Source organism: Sphingosinicella ginsenosidimutans (assembly GCF_007995055.1).
Classification (GTDB): domain Bacteria; phylum Pseudomonadota; class Alphaproteobacteria; order Sphingomonadales; family Sphingomonadaceae; genus Allosphingosinicella; species Allosphingosinicella ginsenosidimutans.
Genome location: NZ_VOQQ01000001.1, coordinates 786,365 through 810,610, shown reverse-complemented (window position 1 = coordinate 810,610; position 24,246 = coordinate 786,365). Strand labels below are relative to the sequence as shown.

The following is a 24,246-nucleotide window of genomic DNA, read 5'->3' as shown; positions in this document are numbered from 1 at the left end:
CGTCCTGTCCCCGCCCGAAAGGCTCCGAACCCGCCCGATAGGCCGATCCGCGGGCGCGTGCGCGCCCGGATTTCGGCGCGTCCCGATCAGGGACAGCCATCGCCGCGATCCTTGCCGCCGCGCGTCCCTTGTCGAGGCGTGGCCGCGCTTCGTCGAACGGCGCACCCATGGAGGCGAATGTTGCGGCAGTTTCGCTCACGCAGTTCGAGCCCGGCCGCCAACAAGCCCACCGCGTGGCCGGCTCGTCCGTCGGGAGGCGATGGTGCCCCGCCGTCGCCTCCCATTTCGCGGGATGGCCTAGCGCCCCGCGAAGCGCTTGATCTCCTCGACATAGGAGCGGCCGATACGCTGTTCGGCGCCGTCGGTGAGGCGCGCGCACCAATGGCCTGCCTCATCGCGGCTCAGGCCGGCAATCGTGTCGCGACGCAGGATCACCGAGCGATGGACGCGGATGAAGCGCTTCGGATCGAGCTCCTGCTCGAGCTTGGCGATGGTTCGATGGATAAGCCAGGAGCGCCGCCCGACGTGGAGCCGCATATAGTCCCGCTCGGCCGTCACCCGTTCGATATCGGCGGCGCTGATCCGCACCAGCCCGGTGAGATCGGGCACCCAGAATTCCTCGACATGCGCGCTCGGCGGGCGGGGCACGGCGGCGCGGCGCTCGCCGGCGAGGTGGAGCCGCGCCCGGGCGAGCGCCCGCTCCAGCCGATCGCCCTGGACGGGCTTCATCAGATAATCGACCGCCGCGACGTCGAAGGCCGCCACCGCGAAATTGTCGAACGCGGTGACGAAGACGATCGCCGTATCGGCGCCCGATTCGGCGAGCGCTCGGGCGACGTCGATCCCGTCCATCCCCGGCATTGCGATATCGAGCAGGACGAGATCGGGCGACAGCCGTCCGGCGAGATCCAGCGCGGTCTCGCCGTCGCCCGCCTCCCCGGAAATGGCGACGCCCGCCATCGGCTCCAGCAGGAGTCGCAGGCGATCGATCGCGAGCGGCTCGTCGTCGACGATCAGGATATTGAGCGGATCAGTCATCGCGCACCGCCGGCATCGAGAGGTGAACGGTATAACCGCCTTCCGGATCGGGGCCGTGCATCACGCCGGCGCGCGTCCCGAAGCGGGTCTTCAGGCGTTCGGTCACGTTGCGCAGGCCGACCCCGGTGCCGCCTGCCTCCGCGCCTCCTTCGCCGTCATCCTCCTCATCTCCGGCCGCTCGGGCAGCCTCGCCATCATCCTTGACCTTGATGTGCAGCCGGCCGGCATCTTCGTAAGCCGAGATCCGAACCGTCACCGGCTTGCGGGACCTGGCGACGCCATATTTGACCGCATTCTCGACGACGGGCTGGAGGATCAGGATCGGAACATGAGCGCCCATCAGCGGCTCCGGCACGTCGACTTCGACGTGGAGCCGCTTGGGAAAGCGGATCTGCTCGATATCGAGATAGAGGCGCTGGAGCTTGATCTCCTCTTCCAGGGGCACGTCGGCGGTCGGATCGGCCGACAAGGTGGCACGGAAGAAGGTGGAAAGGTTCATGAGCATCCGCTCGGCGACGTCGGTCTTCTGCGCGAGGATCAGCGAGGACAGCGAGTTCAGGGTGTTGAAGAGGAAATGCGGGTTGATCTGGTATCGAAGCGCCCGCAGCTGCGCCTCCTGCGTCTCGCGGGCAAGTGCGCCCGCCCGGCGATCGGCCTCGCGCAGCTGCCGGGCATAGCTGTTGGCGACATAGAAAGCGGCCCAGGCGGCGTAGAGAAAATACCAGCTGAGCGACGTATCGAGGATGGTTCGCACCGCCATCTCGACCGGGCCCCAGCCCATGCCGTCCATGGACGTGTCGTGGCGCGCGGCGCCAAGCGGCGCATAGAGATAGAAGACGGCATAGTTGCACGCCGCGAACAGGATCGACGCGGGCAGGCACAACAGGCCCGCGGCGATCGACTTCACGTTGAGGGTGGAGTTCCGGAACGGCGCGAGCGCGAGATAGACGAGCAGGGTGATCGCGGCGCCGATGACGATCAGGAACAGCCGCCGCCCGAACATGGCCCAGAAATCGGGAAATTGGAGGATGAACGCGCGCGTGGTGATGAGGACCAGGTAGACAAGCCAGAAGGCGATGCTGGATTTGATCGCGATGCCGAGATCCGGCAGCCGCCGGCCGGCGCCGCCGGGATGCGCGCTTTCGTCCATGCCCCCTGTTAGCCCGGTCGCTTCGAAAAAAACCCGCACGGGCGGATCATTCGCCGAAGACTTGTCCGCCTTGGTCGAAAATCCGGACAGGGCGCGGCGATAGCCGAGCGAATCGGCGGCCCCCAGTGCCGGCATCCTGCCCCCCGCGTGGCGGCCCTTGTCCCCGGATTCGCTCACCCGCACAGGTCTAGCACGGGTCCGCGCCATCGCCGCCAGCGCTTTTTCCACAACTCTTTTGGAAGGCGCCGGCTCGTTTCGCGGCCGCAAGCGCCGGCCTTTTCCGCCGAAAGCGGCGCGGCGCGCTGTGGCCGCGCGGCGACACCCCCGCCTTGCTGCGACGAACGACCCGGTTTTGCCGTTGCAGGCGGATTCGAACCGTGATTCATTTCTGAACGGGAGGCGGGGATTTGGTTAACGGCTTTTTCAGCCGTTGGGGCGTAATCCCACGCTTGGGCAAAAGGAGTGTGGGACCATGAGTACGAGGACTCGGCCCGCCAGCGGAGCGGCGGCTCTGGCCGAGATGAAGGAATTTGCGGGCTTTTCCAAAGGCACGCAGCGCTACATCCGTCGGGCGCTCGATATCGGGCTCGGCCGGCGCGATCCGGTGAAGCGCTGGTCGCGCGATCCGGGCGAGGCGGCGGGGATCCGTGCCCAGCAGCGCGTCTATGGCCGGCTCGACCAGATCCGCGCCTTCATCCCCGACGACAGCGGTCTCGACGCGATGGAGCCGCTGATGACGCCGCTCATCACGATGACGGCGTTCGATCTGGGCCAGGATCGGCTTCCCTGCTTCGCCTCCTATCGGTTCCTCTATGAACGGCTGATCGGCGCCAGCGTGCGCCCGTGGCTTCCGGGCGCCTTCTGCGCCGCGGCGGCGCTTCCGCACCTCCATCCCGATCGCCGCCGCATCCTGCTGCAATCGATCAGCGAGGCCGCGGCGACCGCCCCCGGCTGGTCGAACCGCGAGCCGGCCTTCTTCCCCGAATGGGTGGAGAAGGTGGATATGACGGTCGCCGGCTGATCTGGCCGCCAGGCCAGGTGGCGCCGCGCTCTAGCCGAGCGCGGCCACCATCTCCTCCGCGAGCTGGGTCAGCGTATCGTCGCGCGCGCCCATGACGACGATGCGGTCGCCGGGGCGGGCGAGGGCGGTCAGGCGGCGTGCGGCCTCAGCGCGATCGGGAATATGCTCGGCATCGCGGCCGCGTTCGCTGACGCCGGCGACGATGTCGGCGCTCCCCACGCTTCGATCGGTCGTGCCCCCATAATAGACCGGAGCGGTGAGGACGAGCAGGTCGCCCGGCGCGAGTCCGGCCGCGAAGGTCGCGATCAGCTCGTCCTTCATCGTCTTCAGCGGCCCGTAGCCGTGCGGCTGGAAGAGGACGAGCAGCCGCCCGGGAAAGGCGTGGAGCGTCCGCAACGTGGCGGCGATCTTGTCTGGATTGTGCCCGAAATCGTCGATCACGGTGACGCCATCCGCCTCGCCGACCTTCTCGAAGCGGCGCCTGAGACCGGTGAAGCCGGCCAGCGCCGCCGCGGCCTCCTCCAGAGTGATACCGGCGGCGCGGGCGGCGGCGAGCGCGGCGAGCGCATTTTCGGCATTGTGGCGGCCGGGTATCCGAAGGCGGACGGGGACTCCATTGGCCTTGAACGAAATGGCCCAGGGCTCCTCGGCGACGTCCGATCCGACCAGGCCCGCGCTCTCGTCCTCGAACGAATAGGTGGCGAGCTTCTGCGCCGGCAACGCCGCCGCGAGCAGCCGGGTCTCGTCATCGTCGAGATTGAGCACGACCGTTTCCGCCTTCATCGCGAAGTCGCCGAACAGGCGGCGAAGCTCGTCCAGGCTCTTGTGATCGAGCGTGATGTTGTTGAGGACCGCGATCTTCGGGCGATAGAGCGCGATCGATCCGTCGCTTTCGTCCACTTCGCTGACGAAGGCATCGCCGTTGCCGACCAGCGCGCTTGCGAACGGAGCCTGCGCGGAAACGAAATTCTTCATCACCGCGCCGTTCATCACGGTGGGATCGCGCCCACAGCTGTGGAGGATCCAGCCGATCATCCCGGTGACGGTCGATTTGCCGCTGGTGCCGCCGACCGCGATTGGAAGCGCCGCGCCGTTGAACAGGTCCGCGAGCAATTGGGGACGCGACAGGCGCTGCGCGCCGATCGCCTTCGCCCGGACGATGTCGGGCACGGTCTCCTCGACCGCGGCGGAGGCGACGACGATCTGGTCGGCGCCGGTGAGGCCGCTGCCGTCTTGGGGGAAGAGATCGATTCCGCGTTGTCGCAGGAACTCGAACTTCGGCGCGAGCCGGCCCTGGTCGAGCGTCCGGTCCGATCCGGCGACGGCAGCGCCGCGCCCCTGCACGATCAGCGCGAGCGGCAGCATCCCGCTGCCGCCGATGCCGACGAAGAAATAGGATTTGGCTGCGTCCATCGCGCCGCTTTATTGGAAGCGCGGGGCATTTCAACGCCGGCGAGGTGAAGCCTATGAAGATCGCGGTGGTCGCGCCGAGCTCCCGCTTCAGCGAGGAGGCCGCCGCACGCGTCGAGGCGATCGCGGCCGAGCGCTTTGCGGGCGTTGAGATCGTCTTCCATCCGCAATGCTTCTTCCGCCACAATCATTTCGCGGGGACCGACGAGGCGCGCGCCCACGCGCTGGTCACGGTCGCGAACGATCCGGGCTTCGACGCGGTCTGGTTCGCGCGGGGCGGCTATGGCGCGGGGCGGATCGCCGAGGCGGCGATCGCCGCGCTCGGCCCGGCGGCGCGGGACAAGGCCTATCTCGGCTATAGCGACGCCGGCTTCCTGCTCGCCGGCCTTTATCGCGCCGGCTTTCCCGATGTCGCCCACGGGCCAATGCCGCAGGATGCGCTTCGCGACGGCGGCGAGGCGGCGGTGGAGCGCGCCCTTGCCTGGCTGACGCGGCGCGATCCCGCCTCCCTCGAAGGCGGGCTTGAGCCGGGCGAGCGTCACGCGGCCTTCAATATCGCCGTTCTTGGCGCGATCGTCGGAACCCCGCTCGAGCCCGACCTCGCCGGCCATGTCCTCTTGCTCGAGGACGTCTCCGAATATGCCTATCGCACCGATCGCGCGCTTGGCCACCTGACCGCGCAGCGAGGCATCCGCGCCGTTGCCGGCCTGCGCCTCGGCCGGGTCAGCGACGTGCCGCCGAACGATCCGGACTTCGGTGAGAGCGAGGAGGAGATCGCGCGCTTCTGGTGCGCCCGGGCCGGCATCGAATGGCTCGGCCGCGCCGACATCGGCCACGATGCGGCGAACAAGGTGGTGCCGTTCGGCTCGCTCTAAGAGCGCTCTATCCACAGAAAAGCGCCTGGATCGGCTTTGGGAAACCGGATTTGCCGGGCTCGGCCATTGCCAAGGCGGGGGAATTGCGCTCTATCCACTCGGCAGTGCTTCAAAGGGAGGAAAGTATGGCACAAGGCAGGCAGAGCGGATTGCAGCGGCCGGTCACGCCCTCGAAAGAACTCGCCGAGATCACCGGTTCGGCGGCGCTGCCGCGCAGCCAGGTGGTCAGCAAGGTCTGGGACCATATCAAGAAGAACAATCTGCAAAATCCGCAGAACAAGCGCGAGATCGTCGCCGACGACAAGCTGAAGAAGATCTTCGGCAAGGATCGCGTCACCATGTTCGAGATGAACAAGCATCTGTCGAAGCATCTCAGCTAGACCCATCCGGCCGGAGGCGACCTCCGGCCTCACCCGCGGGACGCTGCTGGAGCAGCTTGGCGCGCTGGGGGTCTGCTCCGGCGACATGCTGATGATCCATGCGTCGCTGCGTCGGCTCGGCCTCGCCCGCTCCTGTCATGGGGCGGGCGGGGCCGAACTGCTTCTGGACGTGCTCGACGCCGCGGTCGGGCCGGGCGGCACGCTGATGGCGACGCTCGGCGCCTTCTATCCGATGGACTGGGTGAACCTTCGCCCGGAGGCGGAGCGCGGGGCGCTGCTTGCCGGCAGCGCGGCCTTCGACTGGCGCAAGGCGCCGGCGCAGCCCGATGTCGGCTGGCTTGGCGAAGCGTTCCGGCGGCGCGCGGGCACGGTCGAAAGCGATAATCCGAGCGGCCGGTTCGGGGCCCGCGGCGCGCGAGCCCGGTGGCTCATGGCCGACCAGCCCTGGCACGATTATTACGGGCCGGGATCGCCGCTTCAGAAGCTGTGCGAATCCGGCGGCCGGCTGCTTCGGCTCGGCGCGTCGCCCGATACCGCGACGGCCCTCCATTATGCCGAATATCTGGCCGAGATTCCGGCCAAGCGGCGGACGCGGTGGGATTATCTCATCGCCGGGCCGGAGGGGCCGGAACATGTCTGGATCGAATGCCTCGACGATGCCGAGGGGATCGTGCGGCTGCCGGGCGAGGATTATTTCGCGCGAATCCTGAAGGCCTATCTCGCGCTCGGACGGCATCGCGAGGGCCCGGTTGGCGCGGCGCGGGCCGAACTGATCGATGCGGCCGACCTGGTCGCGTTCGGCACCAAGTGGATGGAGCGCTGCCTGCGCTGATCGCGGCGGGCGGCGGGCAAGAAAAAACCCGCGGGCGACATCGCCGCCCGCGGGTCCCTTCCCCCCCGTGGGTTAGAAGTTGACGGTGAAGTCGGCCACCGCACGGTCGTCCCGATAATCGGACCGGCCGAGGCTGCTTTCGACACCGGCGCCGAAGTTCATCCGGCCGTTGCCGATATGCAGGCCACCGCGGACTTCGCCCCACGCCCGGTCGCCGCCGGCGATCGGGAGCATGAAGGCCGCATCCGGCGCCGCCGCGAAGCGGACGCTGAGGCCGTTATTGGCGCCCGACAGCGCACTGACGAAATCGGCCCGCAGCTGCGGCTGGAACCGCCAGCCGCTGCGGCCGATCCGCATTTCGCCACCGACGCTCGCGCCGATCCGGCTTTCGAGACGCTGGATGTTCAGGCTGTCGAACTTCAGCGCGTCTTCGCCGCCCTGCTCCTGGAACCCGCTCAGATGGTAGTTCGAATAAGTGAGCGAGGCCCGCGGCGTGACGGTCAGGCCGTGGAACGGCAGGTTCATGCCGGTCTCGGCCATCGCGGTATAGCGGCTGGCCGAGGTCGCCCCGCCGAAATACTGGGCGAAGTTGCCGGCGCTGAACGCGCGGTTGACGTCGAACCGGCTGATTTCCGCCGAGGCGACGCCGGCCACATAGGCGCCGTGGCCGAGGCGATAGCTGCCATAGGCCGCGACCTGGCTGATCGTCGACTGGTTCTGCGACAGCGCCGCGCCCGGCTGGGTAATGCCGTGCGAGTAGCCGAACGCGGTACCGAAGGTGACGTGATCCGCGACCTGGGTTTCAAGGCCCATGCTCGCATACCAGTTGCGCTGGCCGCCATAGACGCCGGCCTGGCTGCTGCCGATCGTCGACGCCGAGTTGGTGAAGCCGCTCGCCGCGAAGCCGGTGACGCCGCGCGGAAGGGCGTGCATCGCCGTGCTTGCGGGGACGACGCTTGCGACGCCGAGCGTCGACGGCGCGCTGTTGCCCGCCATCACCGAGAACAGGCCGCTGTCGGCGCTGAAGCTCATCGTGCCGTCAGCGATCGTGCCGAGCATGCCGAGACGGTCGGTGATGTTGTTCATCATCATCCGGCTCTGGCGATCCTGCATCACGACCCCGTCCGCCGCGAGATCGGGCGCGAGCCCGCGCAGCGTCGCCGCCAGCATCTGCGGATTCATGACGTCGATCGCGCCGTAGAGGCCGTACAGGGCGTCATAGGATCCGTTGCGGATCTGGTCGAGCAGGTTGGCGATCGTGTCGGCGATCCCGCCGCCGCCGCCACCGGCCGCCGCCGTCGCAGCGAGGCTGCCGGCCGCGAGCGACACGGTGACGCTGTTCGGACCGTAGGTGACGGTGGGCTGGAGCGTGCCGAGGTTCGACTGCACCGAATCGAAGGTGAGGTCGACGCCGCCGGCCGCGGTCAGGAACGTGTAGCTCTGGCCGGCGCGCGGCGCGGTGCCGAGGCCGGTCTGGAACTGCACGATGCCCCCGAGCGAGGCCTGGCCGGGGCTGCCGGCGCCGGCGACGACGCGCAGGACGTCCGAACCCGTGCGGGTCAGGTCGATCTGGAGCCGGGATCCGGAGGCCAGGATGACATTGCCTTCGACGGTCAGCGTGCCGATCGGGCCGACCTGCGCCGGCGCGATCCGGCCCGCGGCCGAGGTCAGGAACGGCGTGCGGATCGTGCCGAGGCCGGTGAGCAGGCCGGCGGCAAGCAGATAATCGCCGCCGACGTTGATCCGACCGTCGACATTGGTCTGGCCGCCGAGCTGCGTGTAATCGACCAGCGACGTCAGTGTGCCGTTCGGACGGACGTTGAGCAGCGTCAGCACCGTTCCCTGGATCGAGAAGCGGTCGACCGTCACGGCCGAGCTCAGCGTCGTCGTGCCGACCTTCGACAGGGTCACGTCATAATAATGCGCGCGAACCCCGTGGGCCGGATCCGGATCGACATTGTTCGGCACGAAGTTGGTCGAGCCGGGGCCGCCGGGAATGACGATCGTCTGGTTCGCACCGAGCGAGGTGCCGAACTGGGTGAGATCGATGCAGTCGCCGAGGAAGCAGACCGAACCGAACTTCGGGCCGCCGCCGGCGGTTCCGTTCGCCGGCGTCGTCGGCAGCGCGTTGACCAGGCTGCCGCCGATATCGACGAAATAGTTCGGATCCATCAGCTGGACCCAGTGATTGGGATCCTCCCAGGCGCCGTCGCCGGCCTTCGCGGCGGTGTAGGCGTAGGGATTGTTGGCGACGATGACGTCCCAGAACAGATAGAGCGGCTGATAGAAGCTGGTCGCCCCGTAATTGTTGTTCAGCTGCGCCGAGAAATAGCGCGAGCCGCCCGACAGGACGCCGACGACGACGCTGCGGTTATAGGCCTGGTCGGCGATCAGCGGGCCGCCCGAATCGCCCGGCGCGGTGATCCCCTCGTTCGGCAGCGCCGAATCGTTGAAGATGCCGAAATCGAAGTTCCGGGTGCCGTTGAAACCGCCGGTGCCGGCCGGATCGTTGAAGTCCAGCTGGTACAGGTTTTGCGGATTGTCGGTGAACGGGCCGCCCGAGAACAGCCAGTTGTCGACATCATCGAGCGAGCCGAGCAGCGAAATGATGTTCTCGGCCGCGCGGCGGCGCCAGTCGTTGGCGAGCGAGCGCGACGCGGAGGTTCCGCTGTTGCCGTAGCCGGTGATGACCCCGTGGGTCGGCCCGCTGAGCGGCGAGAAGAGCAGCGCCCAGGTCGGGATGCCGGTGGCCGGCGTGTCGAGCGTGCCGAGCGCAACGTCGGCCTGCAGGAAGCAGGAACCGGGCGCGGTGCACGAATTATCCGCCAGCGAGCGCGGATCGTACCAGACCTGGTTGATGTTGAAGTAATGGGCGTTCGGATTGCTCGCATAGAGCGTTCCGCCATCCAGGCCGAGCCACTGGCGAAGCGTCGCCAGCGTGTTGTCGTTGAAATCGACCATGATCGCGGTGCCGCCGCTGGCGGCGCCATAGGCCGAGGCCGCTTCCTCGTTCACGCAGTGCGCCGCGAAGATCACGGTGCGCGGGTTGATGAGGGTGCCGGTGCACAGGCCGACGAAGCCGCCGCCCTGGTCGGTGACGATCTGGCCGATTCCGTTGATGCCCGTGCTGAGCGGGCCAGTGGGGGGCGGCTGGTTGGCATTATGATCGCTGCGGACGACGATCTGCGGATCGTTCACCATCTGCTCGGGGCCGTTCGGCGTCGAAATGACCGCCGATTGGGCGCTCACCAGGCTGCGGGTCGCAAGCGCCTGGCTGGACGTGTTGGGCGAGATGCTGAAATCGTCGAGTGATTCCGCCGCCGCCACCGACGGCGCCGCCAGGGCAATGACTGCCGCGGCCGACATAAATAACGACTTATGATTCATGGCTACACCCCCTCAAAGCTGAGCTTGAAGAAGGGGGATGATCCCGCGCCAAATCGAGTCGCCCCCCAACTCCTACCGCAAGGCTAAGCCAAGATTAACCAAGAACAAAGGGTTTTTACTGTATTCCGTCCCTTTCCGGGACGTTCGACTATCCCGGCTCACAATCTATTGTGATCAAACACAAAAGACCGCGCCGGACACGGGGTCCGGCGCGGTCTCTTCAAGGTCCGGCGATCCGGATCAGGACGGATTGGACGGATTCGCCTGCGGGCTCGCCGCGGCTTCGAGCTGCGCCTTGGTCAACGAGATGACGAGGCCCGAATCGTTGCGTGCGAAGCTCGTCAGGGGAAGGCGCGCGCGCGCCGTCCCGGTGTTCACCACCGCGCCGCTGGCGTCGGCCGATTCGATCGTCCCGACCGTGCCGCCCTGGGTGTCATGGACGGTCGCGCCGGTCTGGAGATCGGCCGCCGTGGCCGGGGTCGTCGCGCCCGCCTGGGCATTGGCCTGTGCCCCCGGCGTGGTCGCCTGGGTGCCCGGCGTCATCTGGTCGGCGGCCTGGCCGGTGTCCGGCGTCGGCGTCGGCGTCGGCAGCGAGGTATCGGGCGTCTGGGTCGGCGGGGTATCCGGCGTCTGGGTCGGCGGCGGCGTCAGCGTTCCGGTGGGCGGCTGCATCTCGCTTCCGGGCGTCCCCGTGGCCTGGGCGGCGAGCGAGGCCGGGAGCAGCGCGGCGCCGGCGACAAGTGCGATCTTGAGGGTCTTCATCTGGTCCTCCGATAAATGGACAGGGGGGTTTGAAGGACCAATGCGGCGCCACCCCTTCGGGGTGCATCCCGCGCGATGAATCGTTCGCCGTTGACGACGGGAGGCGTAACGATCTGCGCGAACCAACGGAAAACCGCAGGTTTTCCGCCGGTTCGTCAGAGCACGTATTTGCTGAGATCGGCGTTGCGGGCGATGCTCTGGAGCTGCGCCTCGACATAGGCGGCATCGACGGTAATCGTCTCGCCGCGCCGATCCTCGGCCTCGAAGCTCACGCCATCGAGCAGCTTTTCCATGACCGTCTGGAGCCGGCGCGCGCCGATATTCTCCAGGCTCTCATTGACCTCGGCGGCGATGCGGGCGAGCGCGGCGATCCCGTCTTCGGCGAATTCGACGCTGACCCCCTCGGTCCCGAGCAGGGCGCGATATTGCTCGGTCAGGCTCGCGCGCGTGTCGGAGAGGATGCGGATGAAATCGGCCTCGGTCAGCGCCTTGAGCTCCACCCGGATCGGCAGGCGGCCCTGGAGCTCGGGAAGCAGGTCGCTCGGCTTGGCGACGTGGAACGCGCCCGAGGCGATGAAGAGGATGTGATCGGTCTTCATCGGCCCGTATTTGGTGGCGACCGTGGTGCCCTCGATCAGCGGCAGCAGGTCGCGCTGCACGCCTTCGCGGCTCACCGATCCGCCGCGCACGTCGGAGACGGCGATCTTGTCGATCTCGTCGATGAAGACGATCCCGTTCGCCTCGGCATCGCGAAGCGCGGTGCGGTTGAGGTCATCGGGATCGAGCCTCTTGTCCTGTTCCTCCTCGACCAGCTTGGCGAGCGCCTCGCGCACCGGCATCTTGCGCTTCTTCCTGGGCTGCTGGCCCATCGCCTTGCTCATCATGTCGCTCAGGTTGATCATGCCGACCTGGCCGCCGAGGCCCGGGATCTCGAACGGCGTCTGCGGCTGATCGGAGACGTCGATCTCGACCTCGCGATCGTTGAGGTGGCCTTCGCCGAGCATCCGGCGGAAGCTCTCGCGGGTGGCGGCCGACGCGTCCTTGCCCGTCAGCGCGTCGAGCAGCCGCTCGATCGCCGCCGCCTCGGCCGCGCCCTTCACCGCCTCGCGCCGGCGCTCGCGCTCGAGCCGCACCGCTTCCTCGACGAGATCGCGGGCGATCTGCTCGACGTCGCGGCCGACATAGCCGACTTCGGTGAACTTGGTCGCCTCGACCTTCACGAACGGCGCATCGGCGAGCTTGGCCAGCCGCCGGCTGATCTCGGTCTTGCCGCAGCCGGTGGGGCCGATCATCAGGATGTTCTTGGGCGTCACCTCGTCGCGCAGCCCGTCGGGGAGCTGCTGGCGGCGCCAGCGGTTGCGAAGCGCCACCGCGACGGCGCGCTTGGCCTCGTCCTGACCGATGATGTGCTGATCCAGCGCGGCGACCACGGCCTTGGGGGTGAGGGCGTCGTTCATCCGGCCGGCTTTCCTCGGGGTTGGGGTGTCGCTCTGGGGTTCGGTGACGCCGGACGCGTCCGGCACGCGGGGTTCGTAATCCATCTTGGGCGACAAGATTGGGCGCGCGGCAATCGAGTTCAAGCGGTGCAGCGGAAGCCGGCGAACAGGCGTTGATGCGAGGCGACGATACGGGCGATGGCGTCGGGCTGCGGCGTCGCGTCCCAGACATTCCGCTCGAACGTGCCGCCAAGCAGGATGCCGTCGGGCCGGGGGAACATATAGCCCGCATCGCCGGTGAAGGCGTAGGCGATCTCCGGCTGCGGCTCCAGGATGGCGAGCTGGCCCCGGATCGGGATCAGGGTCTCGTCGCCGAAGAGCGCCCGCGCGCCGAGCCCGGTGCAATTGAAGATCAGCCGCTCAGGGAGCGCCGCGACATCGGCCGGGGACGCGAAATCGCGGACATGGACCGCGCCGCCGGCAACCTGCACGTCGCGGATCATCTGGCGGAGATAGCGGCCGACCTCGACATAGATGGTGTCGAAGCGCGAGACGCGATCGAGCGGGAAGGGGTGCTCCTCCGGGCGGAGCGCGCGGCTGTTCGGCGGGAAAGAGGGGAAGAGCTGCTCCTCGGCGCCGCCCTGGCTGTAGGTCGGCAGCCAGCGGACGCCATAATCGTCGCCGACCATGATCTGGAACCGCCGCCAGCTATAGGCGGCCGCCGCGAGGTAGCGGGCGCGCCACTCGTCCGTCACGGCGCTGCGGTCGAAATGGCCGAAGGGATGCCACTGGCCGCCAGCGATGTTCGAGGTCGTCTCGGGCGGCAGCGCCTTCGTGTAGATCGTGACGTCGAAACCCGCTTCCTGCGCGAGCCGCGCGGTCGAGAGGCCCATCACGCCGGCGCCGATCACCGCGACGGGGCCCTCATGCCCCTGCAGGCCGATGTCGCAGGCGAGCTTCGACGTGCCCCAGGACAGCGTGATCCCAGCGCCGCCATGGCCGTAATTGTGGACGATGCGCTTGTCGCCGAGCGTCGCCGCCTCGACCCGGAAGCCAGCCGGCCGGAAGGGACGCAGCCCGGCGAGCGTTCGGATCACGCGATCGGGCGAGACGTCCACCGCCGGCAGGCAGCCGCGCGCCGCCATCCGTGGCTGCACGGTCGCGCAGGCGGGAAGCGCAAGCGTGGCGGCGGCGGACCCGAGAAAGGCGCGGCGGTGCATGGGGACACCGTAACCGCCTTCGTCGCGCGGGCGAAAGGCCGTTTTCGTCCGCGCCGCCGCGCGATCCGCCCTCACTTCGCTTCGATCGTCTCCACGGTGAGATTTTCGTTGGTGTAGACGCAGATGTCGGCGGCGATCTTCATCGCCTTGCGCGCGATGACCTCCGCATCCTCCTCATAATCGTAGAGCGCATTGGCGGCGGCGAGGGCGAAATTGCCGCCGGACCCGATCGCCGCGACGCCGTTCGCCGGCTCCAGCACATCGCCATTGCCGGTGAGGATCAACGTCACGTCCCTGTCGGCGACGATCATCATCGCCTCGAGGTTGCGAAGATATTTGTCGGTGCGCCAATCCTTGGCGAGCTCGACCGCGGCGCGCAGCAACTGGCCGTTATGCTGCTCCAGCTTGCGCTCCAGCCGTTCGAAGAGGGTGAAGGCGTCGGCGGTCGCGCCGGCGAAGCCGCCGATCACGCCGGACTGTCCGGACCCGGTGCCGCCGCCTAGCCGCCGCACCTTCTTCGCATTGGGCTTGATGACGGTGGACTGGAGCGAGACCTGCCCGTCTCCGGCGACCACGACCTTGCCGTTCTTGCGCACGCCGATGATCGTCGTGCCGTGCCAGACTTCCATTGGTGAGAAACTCCCGCTTGCATTCGCTTGGCCGCGAATGTGGGGAGCGCGCGTCGCCGGCGCAACGATTCAGGGCTGCGGCGAACCTTCGTTGCGAACGCCCGCGGCGGCGGCCTTGCGTCCGGCCGGCGAGGAGCCGAATTCGAAGCCGATCACCGTCGATCCCCAGCCGAGCACGAGGCCCAGCGCAAGCAGCAGCGGCTCGCGATTTCCTTCGGGGATCGGGATGAAATAGAGGCCGGCAAGCCCGGCGAGGCCGCCGATCAGGGCAACGAGGCCGAGCGCGACGCGATAGGGGCCGCCGTCGCGCCGGTCCGGCGGGAGGGGAGGGGGCGAATCCGTCATCCGCGCGGACTAACCGATCTGGCACATTGTAGGACAGCAAAAAGTGCCAGCCGAATTGGCCGCCCTAGGGACGCGGCCCTCCGCCCCGCCTTGTACCATCTTTGCCGTGAAAAATCAGCCCCTTGCCGCTGCGACGATGGCGAGCCAGGCGGCCTCGTTGATCACCTCGATGCCGAGATCGGCGGCTTTCTTGAGCTTCGATCCGGCGCCCGGGCCGGCGACGACCAGGTCGGTCTTCTTCGAAACGTCGCCCGCCGCCTTCGCGCCCAGCGCCTCGGCCTGCGCCTTCGCCTCGTCGCGCGACAGGCTTTCAAGGCTCCCGGTGAACACCACGGTCTTGCCGGTCACCGGAGATTGCCTGACCTCGTGGATCACGTCGGCGATGGTGACGCCGGCTGCGAAGATCGCGGCGAGCACCTCGCGATTATGGGGCTCCTCGAAGAAATCGAGCAGCGCGTTGGCGACCTCGGGGCCGATATTGGGCGTCGCCACCGCCTCGACCACCGCCTTGTCGCGCCGGGCAAGGAACTTTCGCTCCTCCTCGCCGATCACCGGCGCCATCCCGCGCCGGAGCGCCAGCGTGGCGTCGATCATCGCCTCGAAGGCCGCCCAGCTCCGGTAGCGCCGGGCGAGATCGCGCGCCGTCACCTCACCGACATGGCGGATGCCGAGCGCGAAGAGGAAGCGATCGAGCGGCGGATTGCGCTTCGCGTCGATCGCGTCGATCAGGTTCCGCGCCGAAAGCTCCGCCCAGCGCTCGCGGGCGAGCAGATCCTCCTTCTTCAGCGTGAAGATGTCGGCCGGCGAGCGGATCAGGCCGTCGGCGAAGAAATTATCGATATGGGTGATGCCCAGCCCCTCGATATCGAGCGCATGGCGGCTGACGAAATGCCTGAGCCGCTCGACGCGCTGCGCCGGGCAGATGAGGCCGCCCGTGCAGCGCACGTCGACCTCGCCCTCCTCGCGCACCGCATCGGAATTGCAGATCGGGCATTTGTCCGGGAAGACATAGGGCGGCGCCGCGCGATCCGGCGTCAGATTCTCCAGCACCTGCGGGATGACGTCGCCGGCGCGCTGGATCAGCACGCGATCGCCGACGCGCACGCCCAATCGCGCGATCTCGTCCGCATTGTGGAGCGTCGCATTGGTGACGGTGACGCCGCCGACGCCGACCGGCTTCAGCCGCGCGACCGGCGTGAGCTTGCCGGTGCGGCCGACCTGAATGTCGATCGCCAGCAGCTCCGTCTCGGCCTTCTCCGCCGGGAATTTGTGCGCCAGCGCCCAGCGCGGCGCGCGCGCGACCTGGCCGAGCCGCGCCTGCCAGTCGAGCCGGTTCACCTTGTAGACGACGCCGTCGATGTCGAACGGCAGGTCCGCCCGCTCGGCGCCGATCCTGCGATAATGGGCGAGCATGTCCTCAAGGCTCGCGCACAAGGCGATGTCGCGCGCGATCGGGATTCCCCAGCTCTCGATGATCCGCATCATCTCGAGCTGCGTTTCGGCCGGCACCGACGAGGCCTCGCCCCAGCCATGGGCGTAGAAGCGAAGCGGGCGCGCCGCGGTGACCGCCGCATCCTTCTGGCGCAGCGAGCCCGCGGCGGCGTTGCGCGGATTGGCGAACTGGCGGGCCTTTTCGGGATCCTCCGCGTCGGCGAGCAGCCGCGCGTTCAGGGCCGCGAAGTCCGCCTTCGACATATAGACTTCGCCCCGCACCTCGAAGATGTCGGGCACGCCCTTCGGAAGCTGACGCGGGATGTCGGCGATTGTGCGCGCATTGGGCGTCACATCCTCGCCGGTCGTCCCGTCGCCGCGCGTCGCCGCGAGGACCAGCGCCCCTTTCTCGTACCGCAGCGAGCAGGACAGGCCGTCGATCTTCGGCTCGGCGACGATCGCAAGCTCGGCCTCCTCGCCGAGCGCCAGATAGCGCCGCACCCGGCCGAGGAACTCCGCCACCTCCTCATCCGAAAAGGCGTTGTCGAGGCTGAGCATCGGCACCGCATGGCGGACCTTGGCAAGATAGGCCGCCGGCGCCGCGCCGACCTGGCGCGAGGGGCTGTCGGCGCGGATCAGGTGCGGGAATTCCGCCTCGATCGCCGCATTTTCGCGCACCAGCGCGTCATAGGCGGCGTCCGAAATCTCCGGCGCGTCGTCGGTATGGTAGAGGCGCGAATGGTGGGCGATCTCGCGGGCGAGGCGCTCCAGCGCGGCGGCGGCTTCGGCTTCGGTCATCGCGGGCCAATTGCCATCGTCGTGGTCCGGGAGACAATCGACATCATGCCGCCTCCAGCAGCCTTGCCGCCTGCGCGCGCGCCTCGTCGGTGACTTCGGCGCCGGAGAGCATCCGCGCGATCTCCTCGCGCCGCTTCGCGGCATCCAGCGCGTGGACGCTGGTGCGGGTGACGAGGCCGTCATGGCTCTTTTCGATGAGCAAATGGCGCGCGCCGCGCGCGGCGACCTGGGGGCTGTGGGTGACGACGAGCACCTGGCCGCCCGCCGCCAGCCGGTGCAGACGATCGCCGATCGCGCTTGCCACCGCGCCGCCGACGCCGCGGTCGATCTCGTCAAAGATCATCGTCGTCGCCCCGCTTTCCTGTGCGAGCGCGACCTTGAGCGCCAGGATGAAGCGCGACAGCTCGCCGCCCGACGCGATCTTCGTCAGCGACCCGAACGGCGCGCCGGGATTGGTCGAGACTTCGAACTCGACGCGATCGCGGCCCGAGGCAGATGGTTCGGCCTCGCCGATCGCGGTTCGCAGGCGGGCGGCGTCGAGCTTCAGCGGCGCGAGCTCGGCGGCGACCGCCGCGTCGAGCCGGGCCGCCGCTTCGCGCCGCGCGTCGCTGAGCCGGCTCGCGGCCGCGTCATAATCGGCCTGGGCCGCTTCCACCTGTGCCTTCAGTTCGGCAAGCCGCTCGCCGCCCGCCTCGATCGCGCCGAGCTTCGCCGCCAGCTCCTCGCGCAGCCCGGGCAGGCCTTCGGGCTCGATCCGGTGCTTGCGGGCGAGCGCGCGGATATCGAAGAGCCGCGCCTCGGCCGCCTCCAGCCGCGCCGGATCGAAAGCAAGCGCCGCGCTCGCCCGCTCCAGCGCGTCCTCGCCCTCCGACGCCTCGATCACGGCCCGGTCGAGCGCGGCGAGGGCATCGGTGAGCAGCGGATGCTCGGCGGCGATCCTGTCGAGCCGCCGCGCCGCCTGGCGCAGCGCCGCGAGGCCGCCCTCCGAGCCGCCGAGCAACGCGGAAACGCCCGCCAGTTCCTCGCCGAGCCGCGCTCCGGCCTGCATCGTCGCGCGCAGGTTGGCGAGGCTCTCCTCCTCGCCCGGCTGGGGATCGAGCGCGTCGAGCTCGGCCACGGAATGGGCAAGCCAGTCGCGGTCGCGCTGCGCCTCCTCGAAGGTCCGCCGCGCCTCGTCGAGCGCCTCGCGCGCCGCGCCGAGTCGCAGCCAGGCGGCTGCGATGCCCGCGGTGTCGATCCGGCCATAGGCGTCGAGCAGCGCGCGGTGGCCGCGCGGATTGAGGAGGCCGCGATCGTCATGCTGGCCGTGGATTTCCACGAGCAGGCCGCCAAGCTCGCGCAGCAGGCCGGCGGAAACGGACTGATCGTTGACGAAGGCGCGGCTGCCCCCGTCGGCGCGGACGACGCGGCGGATCACGAGCGGCTCGCCCGGTTCGCTCGCCAGGCCGTTCTCCTCGAGCAAGGCGAAGGCGGGGTGGCCGCCCGCAAGATCGAAGCTGGTCGAGACCGCGGCCTGCGCCTGGCCGGCGCGCACCAGCCCCGAATCGGCCCGCGCCCCCAGCGCGAGGCCCAGCGCGTCCAGCAGGATCGATTTGCCCGCCCCGGTCTCGCCGGTGAGCACGCCAAGCCCGGGCGCGAAATCGAGGTCGAGCGTCTCGATCAGGACGACATCGCGGATCGAGAGGCGGGTTAGCATGGCCCTGTCTGCCACCCCGGGGGGCGGAGGATCAATATCAGTTGCCGCCGTCGTCGTCGGGTTGCTGCTGCGGCTGCTGCGGTTGCGGCACATGGATATGCTCGGGCGGGGTCGCCTCGGGCGGGCCCGGATCGGCGGTGCCGGCTTCAACATTGGGGGCATCGCGCTCGATCAGGTCGTGCGCGCGGCGATACCAGCGCGTCTCGGGATAATTGGCGCCGAGCACGGCGGCGGCGCGGCGCGCCTCGACCGGGATGCCGAGCGCCAGATAGGATTCGGTGAGCCGCATCAGCGCCTCGGGCGCGTGCGCGGTCGTCTGATACTGGTCGATCACGGTGCGGAAACGGACCACCGAGGCCAGCCACTGGTGCCGGCGCTGGTAGAAGCGGCCGATCTCCATCTCCTTGCCGGCAAGATGGTCGCGGACCAGATCGATCTTGAGCTGGGCATCGTCCGCATAGGGCGTCCCCGGATAACGCCGAATCAGCTCGCCGAACGCCGTCAGCGCCTGCCGCGAGCTCGCCTGATCCCGGGTGATGTCGGTGATCTGCTCGTAATAGTTGATGCCGATCAGGTAGAGCGCATAGGGCGCGTCGCGATTGCCCGGATGGATCGACAGGAAGCGACGCGCCGCATCGATCGATTTCTGGTGATCGCCCGCCGCATAATAGGAAAAGGCGCTCATCAGCTGCGCCCGGCGCGCCCACACCGAATAGGGATGCTGCCGCTCGGTCTCGTCGAACAGCGCGCCGGCGAGCGCGTAATTGCGCTGCTGCAGCCGGGCGAGGCCCGCATTGTAGAGCGAGTTGACATCGCGTGCGACGTAACGCGTGTCAGCGCGCAGGCTGTTGCGGTTGCGGCCGAGCGTGTTGCACGCGCCCAGCGGCAGCAGTGCGAGGGCGATTGCGGCCAGGGCAAGCGGGCGGGAAAGACGATGCATGGAGGACTTCTTAGCGAAGGGTTCGGACAAGGCCAAGCGGCCTTGCCGCGCCAGAAGGACCGGGCGCGATGAACCGGGCTTTAATGCTGTCCTTAACGTCCCGCTAGGCGGGAATTGCTAGGGCCCCGCCATGCTTCGCGTGCTGACCCTCGCCACCTTGTTCCCGAACGCGCACCGGCCGGTGCTCGGCGTGTTCGTCGAGCGCCAGACGCTCGGGCTCGCCGCGCGGCCGGGCGTCGAAGTGGAAGTCGTCGCCCCGATCGGGCTTCCGGTGTGGCCGCTGTCGCGCCATCCGCATTATGCGCCGCTCGCCGCCCTGCCGCGCGAGGAGAGGTGGAAAGGCCTCGCAGTCCATCGCCCGCATTACCGTGTGTGGCCGCGCATCGGCCATGCGCGCACGGCACGGGACATGGCCGATACGCTGCTCCCCCTGCTTCGGGAGATTCGCGAACGCTTCCCCTTCGACGTGATCGATGCCGAATTCTTCTGGCCGGACGGGCCGGCGGCGATGCGGCTCTCAGGGCAGCTCGGCGTCCCGTTCTCGGTCAAGGCGCGGGGCAGCGACATTCATCTGTGGGGCAAGCGGCCGGGCATAAGCGCGCAGATCGTCGAGGCCGGGCGGCGCGCCGGCGGCCTGCTCGCAGTCAGCGCCGCGCTTAAGCGGGACATGGTCGCGATGGGAATGCCGGAGCGCTCGATCCGCGTTCATCATACCGGCGTCGACCTCGATCGCTTCCGGCCGATCGAGCGGGGCCCCGGCGTGACTTTGGTCTGCGTCGGCGCGTTGATCGAGCGCAAGGGGCAGGGGATCGCGATCGAGGCATTGGCGAGGCTGGCGGCCGCGGACGCCGAACTGGTGCTGGTCGGCGATGGCCCGGATCGCGCCGCGCTCGAAGCGCAGGCCCGCGCGCTGGGGGTCGCGGACCGGGTCCGCTTCCTCGGCAGCCGTCCGCATGAAGAGCTGCCCGCGCTGCTCGCCTCGGCCCGCGTCATGGTCCTGCCGACCGCGTCGGAAGGCCTCGCCAACGCCTGGGTCGAATCGCTTGCCTGCGGCACGCCGGTGGTGACCTGCGACGTCGGCGGCGCCCGCGAGATCGTCGACCGCCCGGCGGCTGGCCGGCTGGTCGAGCGCACGAGCGCCGCGGTGGCGGCGGGCATTGCGGAGGTGCTCGCCAGCCCTCCCTCCCAGGCCGAGACGCGCGCCGCGGCGGAGGGCTTCAGCTGGGATGCGAACGCCGCGGCGCTCGAAGCCCATCTCGCCGGCCTGGCCGGACGCTAGAGCGGCATCAGCGCGGCGGCGATCCAGCGTCCCTCGGCGCGGAGCAGGCTCCAGGCACGGGCGGCGGCGCGGCTGTCCATCGCCTCGACCCCGATCCCTCGCGCATCGAGCGCGGCGATGAGCGCGGGAGGCGCGAAGGCGTGGCGCGGCCCGGCGCCGATCAGCACGAATTCAGGTGCCGGATCGAGCGCGAGCAGCGGCGCGAGATCCTCCTCACTCAGCTCAGCGAGCGGCGGCGGCGACCATGAAAGAACGCGATCGGGCGTCAGCAGCGCGGCGCGATGGACCGCGCCGTCGATCGCGAAGCCGCTGGCCGTCAGCCGCTGGACGACAGGCCCCGCGGCTGGCGGCGTCCGCTTCACACCTGCGCCCCGTCATAGCCCTCGTTGCGCGTGCCGCCCTTCTCGCGGGGCGTCGGACCGCTCTTGCCCGGCGCATTCGCGTTGAGCCCGAGCGTGATCAGCATCGAGGCGGAGACGTAGATCGACGAATAGGTGCCGATGATGATGCCGAGCATCATCGCAGCGGTGAACCCGCGCAGCACATGGCCGCCGAAGATCAGCAGCGCGCCGAGCGCGAGCAGCACGGTGATCGAGGTCATCACGGTGCGTGGCAGCACCTCGTTGACCGAAAGATCGATCAGCGGCCCCATCTCCATCTTGCGATATTTGCGCATATTCTCGCGGATGCGGTCGTCGACGACGATCTTGTCGTTGATCGAATAGCCGATGATGGTGAGCACCGCCGCCACGGTCGAAAGATCGAATTCGAACCGGCTGATCGCGAAGAAGCCCAATGTCATCAGCACGTCGTGGAGGACGGCGACGAAGGTCGACACGCCGAACTGCCATTCGTAGCGGATCCACGAGAAGACGGCGATGCCGAGGATGGCGAGGAAGACGGCGAGGATGCCGTTCCGGATGAGTTCGCCCGAAACCTTGCCCGACACGGTGTCGTAACGCGCGATGGTGACGCCCGGATAATCCGCGCGCAGCGCGTTGTTCACCCGATCCACCACCTGGCTCGCGGCGCCCGGGCCGCCTTCGGGCGGGGGCAGGCGGATCGCGACCACGCGCGGATCGCCATAGGCCTGGAGCGCGCCCTGGCCGGCGCCGATCCGGTCGACATTGGCGCGCAGCTCGTCGAGGTGCGGCGGCTCCTGGAAATGGGCCTCGATCATCAGGCCGCCGACGAAGTCGACGCCGAGATTGAGCCCTTTCCAGGCCACGGCGCCGACCGCGAGCACGGTCAGCAGGGCGGTGATGCCGAACGCCCAGTGGCGCAGGCGCACGAAGCCGATATTGGTATCTTCGGGAATGAGCTTCAGCAGACGCATTTCAATTCATCCCGTCAGATGTTGATCTCGGTCGGGCGGTTCCTGCGGATCCAGCCGGCGACGAGCATGCGGGTGAAGACGACCGCGGTGAACACCGAGGTGGCGATGCCGATCAGCAGCACGATCGCGAAGCCCTTGATCGGCCCGGTGCCGAGCACGAGCATGATGAGCCCGGCGATCGTGTGCACGACGTTCGCCTCGAAGATCGTCCGGCTCGCTTCCTTATAGCCGTTTTCCACGGCCATCAGAACGGATCGGCCGCGCCTTCGCTCCTCGCGGATGCGCTCGTCGATCAGAACGTTGGCGTCGACCGCGGTGCCGACGGTCAAGACGAAGCCCGCGATGCCGGGCAGCGTCAGCGTCGCATTGAGCAGCGCCATGATGCCGACGATCACGAACAGGTTGATGATGACGGCGAGGTCCGCATAGAGACCGAACCGGCCGTAGCTCAGGAACATGAAGATGAGCACGGCGACCGTCGCGACGATGCAGGCGATGATGCCGGCGCGGATCGAATCGGCGCCGAGGTCGGGCCCGACCGTCCGCTCCTCGATGACGTTCAGCTCGACCGGAAGGCGACCCGAGCGAAGCGAGATCGCAAGCTGGTTCGCGGTTTCGACGGTGAAACCGCCGCCGCTGATCGACGCGGTGCCGCCAAGGATCGGCTCGCGGATCACGGGGTAGGAGAGGACCACATTGTCGAGGATGATGGCGAAGGGCTTGCCGACATTCTCCTGCGTGGTGTGCGCGAATCGCCGCGCGCCGTTGCTGTCGAAGGTCAGGACCACATTGGGGCTGCCATCCTGCTGATCGAAAGCCTGGCGGGCATCGGAGATCATGTCGCCGGTGATGATCGCCCGGCGTTGCACGGCGATCCGGCCGCCCTGGGCGAGCGGCAGGATCTGGCTGCCGATCGGGGCGCGGCCCGACTGGATCTGCTGCGGCGTCGCATTCTCGTCGACCATGCGGAATTCGAGACGGGCGGTGCGGCCGATCAGCTGCTTCAGCGCCTCCGGGTTCTGGAGGCCCGGCACCTGGACGAGGATCCGGTTCGATCCCTGGCGGATGATCGTCGGCTCGAGCGTGCCGAGCGCGTTGATGCGCCGATCGATGACGTCCCGCGCGCTTTCCATCGCGGAGCTCACGGCCGAATCGAGCCCGGCCTGGGTCGGCCGCATCACGATGGTGGCGCCGTTCGCGCTCACATCCCATTCGCGGGTGCCGCCGAAGCTGGAGGGCTGCGCCTGCTGGCGGGCGAGGCCGAGGGCGTCGTTGACGCGCGCCGGATCGCGCACGGCGAAGGCGAGCTGGCCATTCTGGGTGGAGACGTCGCCGATCTCGATCTGCGGAGAGGCCGTCCGCATCGCGCGGCGGATATTGTCCTCCATCATCTCGACCCGCTGGCGGGCGACATCGCCGGTCTGCGCCTCGAGCAGCAGGTGGCTCCCGCCGGCGAGGTCGAGGCCCAGGTTGACGTGGATCTTCTGGACCCAGGCCGGCATCCGGTGCGCGATGTCGCGCGGCAGCAGGCTGGGGACGGACAGCAGGACGCCGAGCGCGAGCAGCGCCCAGATGCCGATCACCTTCCAGCGGGGAAAATCGAGCATGGCGGCCTCAGTCGTTCGCGGGCTTGGAGCCGTAAGGCTTCACGTCGCTCAGCATCGACTTGACGACGCGCACGCGCACATTCTGCGCGATCTCGAGCTCGATCTCGTTCTCGTCGACCTTGGTGACCTTGCCGATCAGGCCGCCGGTTGTCACCGCAACGTCGCGCGGCTTCACGCCGGCGATCATCTCGCGATGCGTCTTCATCTGGCGCTGCTGCGGCCGGATCATCAGCACGTAGAAGATCACCAGGATGGCGATGAAGGGAAGGACGTTGACGATGAGACCCGCCGCGCCTGTGGCGGCGGTGCCGGCGCTCGCGGCGTAGGCTGGAGATTCGAACATGGATCCTACCTGGAAAGTCGGCCGGCGCACGGATGCGGGCCCTGAAACCGCAGGCGCCTAACATGCGGATGCGGGCTTGCCAAGGCGCGGGCATGAGGGCGGCTGTTGCCGTTCGGCAACGCTGTGGCCGCGCGCATGGGGTCCGCCGAAGAAGCCGCTGGCCTGGCACGGCTTGCCTTGCCGCGACAGCCCGCCTAAAGGCCCGATCCCTGGTCGGGGCGTAGCGCAGCCTGGTAGCGCATCACACTGGGGGTGTGGGGGTCGCTGGTTCGAATCCAGTCGCCCCGACCATCGATCGCCCGCCGCGGCGGGGTCGCCGCCCGGGCCGAGG

General features: G+C 68.6%; 21 protein-coding genes and 1 tRNA gene. 6 read left to right on the top strand and 16 right to left on the bottom strand.

The genetic code is table 11. From position 1 onward, the window contains the following. Positions 1-297 precede the first annotated feature (297 nt). Positions 298-1,038 carry a LytR/AlgR family response regulator transcription factor gene (locus FRZ32_RS03995; RefSeq protein ID WP_147042288.1) on the bottom strand — a complete coding sequence of 247 codons (741 nt, stop codon included), beginning with the start codon at positions 1,036-1,038 and terminating at the stop codon, positions 298-300. Next, positions 1,031-2,365: a sensor histidine kinase gene (locus FRZ32_RS03990; RefSeq protein WP_158635822.1), complete on the bottom strand. Its 1,335-nt coding sequence runs from the start codon at positions 2,363-2,365 to the stop codon at positions 1,031-1,033. The genes FRZ32_RS03995 and FRZ32_RS03990 overlap by 8 nt, the downstream gene beginning before the upstream one ends. A 295-nt stretch (positions 2,366-2,660) precedes the next feature. Here FRZ32_RS03990 and FRZ32_RS03985 point away from each other — a divergent pair, with 295 nt between their 5' ends. Beyond that, complete coding sequence (locus tag FRZ32_RS03985; RefSeq protein ID WP_147042286.1) at positions 2,661-3,209, top strand: hypothetical protein; 549 nt, start codon at positions 2,661-2,663, stop codon at positions 3,207-3,209. 30 nt (positions 3,210-3,239) lie between these two features. Here FRZ32_RS03985 and FRZ32_RS03980 read toward each other — a convergent pair whose 3' ends face one another. Continuing rightward, positions 3,240-4,622, bottom strand: a complete 1,383-nt coding sequence (locus tag FRZ32_RS03980; protein ID WP_147042285.1) for a glutamate ligase domain-containing protein — start codon at positions 4,620-4,622, stop codon at positions 3,240-3,242. 53 nt (positions 4,623-4,675) lie between these two features. Between FRZ32_RS03980 and FRZ32_RS03975 the strand changes: the two genes are divergently transcribed. The 3 genes from FRZ32_RS03975 (at position 4,676) to FRZ32_RS03965 (ending at position 6,706) form a co-directional block, all read left to right on the top strand. After that, entirely contained in the window at positions 4,676-5,494 is an 819-nt protein-coding gene (locus FRZ32_RS03975; protein WP_147042284.1) for an LD-carboxypeptidase, read from the top strand. A gap of 125 nt (positions 5,495-5,619) precedes the next feature. Continuing rightward, a complete protein-coding gene (locus FRZ32_RS03970) occupies positions 5,620-5,874 on the top strand; it encodes an SWIB/MDM2 domain-containing protein (RefSeq protein WP_147042283.1) in 255 nt (84 codons plus the stop codon). Between the two features lie 85 nt (positions 5,875-5,959). Next, on the top strand, positions 5,960-6,706 hold the full coding sequence (locus tag FRZ32_RS03965) for an AAC(3) family N-acetyltransferase (protein WP_147042282.1): 747 nt from the start codon (positions 5,960-5,962) through the stop codon (positions 6,704-6,706). A 72-nt stretch (positions 6,707-6,778) separates the two neighbouring features. Here the strand turns inward: FRZ32_RS03965 and FRZ32_RS03960 are convergent, their stop codons facing one another. From FRZ32_RS03960 to FRZ32_RS03920, 9 genes are all read right to left on the bottom strand, one after another. Then, positions 6,779-10,072 carry an autotransporter family protein gene (locus FRZ32_RS03960; RefSeq protein WP_158635821.1) on the bottom strand — a complete coding sequence of 1,098 codons (3,294 nt, stop codon included), beginning with the start codon at positions 10,070-10,072 and terminating at the stop codon, positions 6,779-6,781. Positions 10,073-10,333: 261 nt separating this feature from the next. Beyond that, positions 10,334-10,855, bottom strand: coding sequence for a hypothetical protein (locus FRZ32_RS03955; protein ID WP_147042280.1), 522 nt, complete (start codon positions 10,853-10,855; stop codon positions 10,334-10,336). A gap of 155 nt (positions 10,856-11,010) precedes the next feature. Continuing rightward, the gene (gene hslU / locus FRZ32_RS03950) at positions 11,011-12,312 is read right to left on the bottom strand and encodes an ATP-dependent protease ATPase subunit HslU (RefSeq protein ID WP_147042279.1); all 1,302 of its coding nucleotides are present in this window, start codon (positions 12,310-12,312) and stop codon (positions 11,011-11,013) included. Between the two features lie 119 nt (positions 12,313-12,431). Beyond that, a complete protein-coding gene (locus FRZ32_RS03945) occupies positions 12,432-13,586 on the bottom strand; it encodes an FAD-dependent oxidoreductase (RefSeq protein WP_279379213.1) in 1,155 nt (384 codons plus the stop codon). Continuing rightward, positions 13,583-14,140 (bottom strand): ATP-dependent protease subunit HslV, encoded by a 558-nt coding sequence (gene hslV / locus FRZ32_RS03940; protein ID WP_147042277.1) that lies wholly within the window; start codon positions 14,138-14,140, stop codon positions 13,583-13,585. The genes FRZ32_RS03945 and hslV overlap by 4 nt, the downstream gene beginning before the upstream one ends. Positions 14,141-14,209: 69 nt before the next feature. Next, the gene (locus FRZ32_RS03935; protein ID WP_147042276.1) at positions 14,210-14,485 is read right to left on the bottom strand and encodes a hypothetical protein; all 276 of its coding nucleotides are present in this window, start codon (positions 14,483-14,485) and stop codon (positions 14,210-14,212) included. A 114-nt stretch (positions 14,486-14,599) separates the two neighbouring features. Beyond that, on the bottom strand, positions 14,600-16,714 hold the full coding sequence (ligA, locus tag FRZ32_RS03930) for an NAD-dependent DNA ligase LigA (RefSeq protein WP_147042275.1): 2,115 nt from the start codon (positions 16,712-16,714) through the stop codon (positions 14,600-14,602). 43 nt (positions 16,715-16,757) lie between these two features. Beyond that, positions 16,758-18,410, bottom strand: a complete 1,653-nt coding sequence (recN, locus tag FRZ32_RS03925; RefSeq protein ID WP_147042274.1) for a DNA repair protein RecN — start codon at positions 18,408-18,410, stop codon at positions 16,758-16,760. Between the two features lie 37 nt (positions 18,411-18,447). Then, entirely contained in the window at positions 18,448-19,350 is a 903-nt protein-coding gene (locus FRZ32_RS03920; protein ID WP_147042273.1) for an outer membrane protein assembly factor BamD, read from the bottom strand. 130 nt (positions 19,351-19,480) lie between these two features. Here FRZ32_RS03920 and FRZ32_RS03915 point away from each other — a divergent pair, with 130 nt between their 5' ends. After that, positions 19,481-20,629: a glycosyltransferase gene (locus FRZ32_RS03915; protein ID WP_147042272.1), complete on the top strand. Its 1,149-nt coding sequence runs from the start codon at positions 19,481-19,483 to the stop codon at positions 20,627-20,629. Here the strand turns inward: FRZ32_RS03915 and FRZ32_RS03910 are convergent. Genes FRZ32_RS03910 through yajC form a run of 4 tightly spaced genes read right to left on the bottom strand, consistent with a single transcriptional unit; the run spans position 20,626 to position 23,915 of the window. Then, entirely contained in the window at positions 20,626-20,991 is a 366-nt protein-coding gene (locus tag FRZ32_RS03910; RefSeq protein WP_147042271.1) for an Mth938-like domain-containing protein, read from the bottom strand. The two genes, FRZ32_RS03915 and FRZ32_RS03910, sit on opposite strands and share 4 nt — an antisense overlap. Next, a complete protein-coding gene (secF, locus tag FRZ32_RS03905) occupies positions 20,988-21,965 on the bottom strand; it encodes a protein translocase subunit SecF (RefSeq protein ID WP_147042270.1) in 978 nt (325 codons plus the stop codon). Before secF ends, FRZ32_RS03910 begins: the two co-directional genes overlap by 4 nt. 14 nt (positions 21,966-21,979) lie before the next feature. Further along, positions 21,980-23,572 carry a protein translocase subunit SecD gene (secD, locus tag FRZ32_RS03900; RefSeq protein WP_147042269.1) on the bottom strand — a complete coding sequence of 531 codons (1,593 nt, stop codon included), beginning with the start codon at positions 23,570-23,572 and terminating at the stop codon, positions 21,980-21,982. Positions 23,573-23,579: 7 nt separating this feature from the next. Next, on the bottom strand, positions 23,580-23,915 hold the full coding sequence (gene yajC, locus FRZ32_RS03895) for a preprotein translocase subunit YajC (protein WP_147042268.1): 336 nt from the start codon (positions 23,913-23,915) through the stop codon (positions 23,580-23,582). A 214-nt stretch (positions 23,916-24,129) separates the two neighbouring features. Between yajC and FRZ32_RS03890 the strand changes: the two genes are divergently transcribed. After that, positions 24,130-24,206 (top strand) — tRNA-Pro (locus FRZ32_RS03890). Positions 24,207-24,246 lie beyond the last annotated feature (40 nt).

What these genes read in the sequence shown, in the direction of transcription:
- FRZ32_RS03995 (WP_147042288.1), bottom strand. Translation starts at nt 1,038, where the DNA reads ATGACTGATCCGCTCAATATCCTGATCGTCGACGACGAGCCGCTCGCG.
- FRZ32_RS03985 (WP_147042286.1), top strand. Translation starts at nt 2,661, where the DNA reads ATGAGTACGAGGACTCGGCCCGCCAGCGGAGCGGCGGCTCTGGCCGAG.
- FRZ32_RS03980 (WP_147042285.1), bottom strand. Translation starts at nt 4,622, where the DNA reads ATGGACGCAGCCAAATCCTATTTCTTCGTCGGCATCGGCGGCAGCGGG.
- FRZ32_RS03975 (WP_147042284.1), top strand. Translation starts at nt 4,676, where the DNA reads ATGAAGATCGCGGTGGTCGCGCCGAGCTCCCGCTTCAGCGAGGAGGCC.
- FRZ32_RS03970 (WP_147042283.1), top strand. Translation starts at nt 5,620, where the DNA reads ATGGCACAAGGCAGGCAGAGCGGATTGCAGCGGCCGGTCACGCCCTCG.
- FRZ32_RS03965 (WP_147042282.1), top strand. Translation starts at nt 5,960, where the DNA reads ATGCTGATGATCCATGCGTCGCTGCGTCGGCTCGGCCTCGCCCGCTCC.
- FRZ32_RS03960 (WP_158635821.1), bottom strand. Translation starts at nt 10,072, where the DNA reads ATGTCGGCCGCGGCAGTCATTGCCCTGGCGGCGCCGTCGGTGGCGGCG.
- FRZ32_RS03955 (WP_147042280.1), bottom strand. Translation starts at nt 10,855, where the DNA reads ATGAAGACCCTCAAGATCGCACTTGTCGCCGGCGCCGCGCTGCTCCCG.
- hslU (WP_147042279.1), bottom strand. Translation starts at nt 12,312, where the DNA reads ATGAACGACGCCCTCACCCCCAAGGCCGTGGTCGCCGCGCTGGATCAG.
- hslV (WP_147042277.1), bottom strand. Translation starts at nt 14,140, where the DNA reads ATGGAAGTCTGGCACGGCACGACGATCATCGGCGTGCGCAAGAACGGC.
- FRZ32_RS03935 (WP_147042276.1), bottom strand. Translation starts at nt 14,485, where the DNA reads ATGACGGATTCGCCCCCTCCCCTCCCGCCGGACCGGCGCGACGGCGGC.
- ligA (WP_147042275.1), bottom strand. Translation starts at nt 16,714, where the DNA reads ATGACCGAAGCCGAAGCCGCCGCCGCGCTGGAGCGCCTCGCCCGCGAG.
- recN (WP_147042274.1), bottom strand. Translation starts at nt 18,410, where the DNA reads ATGCTAACCCGCCTCTCGATCCGCGATGTCGTCCTGATCGAGACGCTC.
- FRZ32_RS03920 (WP_147042273.1), bottom strand. Translation starts at nt 19,350, where the DNA reads ATGCATCGTCTTTCCCGCCCGCTTGCCCTGGCCGCAATCGCCCTCGCA.
- FRZ32_RS03915 (WP_147042272.1), top strand. Translation starts at nt 19,481, where the DNA reads ATGCTTCGCGTGCTGACCCTCGCCACCTTGTTCCCGAACGCGCACCGG.
- secF (WP_147042270.1), bottom strand. Translation starts at nt 21,965, where the DNA reads ATGCGTCTGCTGAAGCTCATTCCCGAAGATACCAATATCGGCTTCGTG.
- secD (WP_147042269.1), bottom strand. Translation starts at nt 23,572, where the DNA reads ATGCTCGATTTTCCCCGCTGGAAGGTGATCGGCATCTGGGCGCTGCTC.
- yajC (WP_147042268.1), bottom strand. Translation starts at nt 23,915, where the DNA reads ATGTTCGAATCTCCAGCCTACGCCGCGAGCGCCGGCACCGCCGCCACA.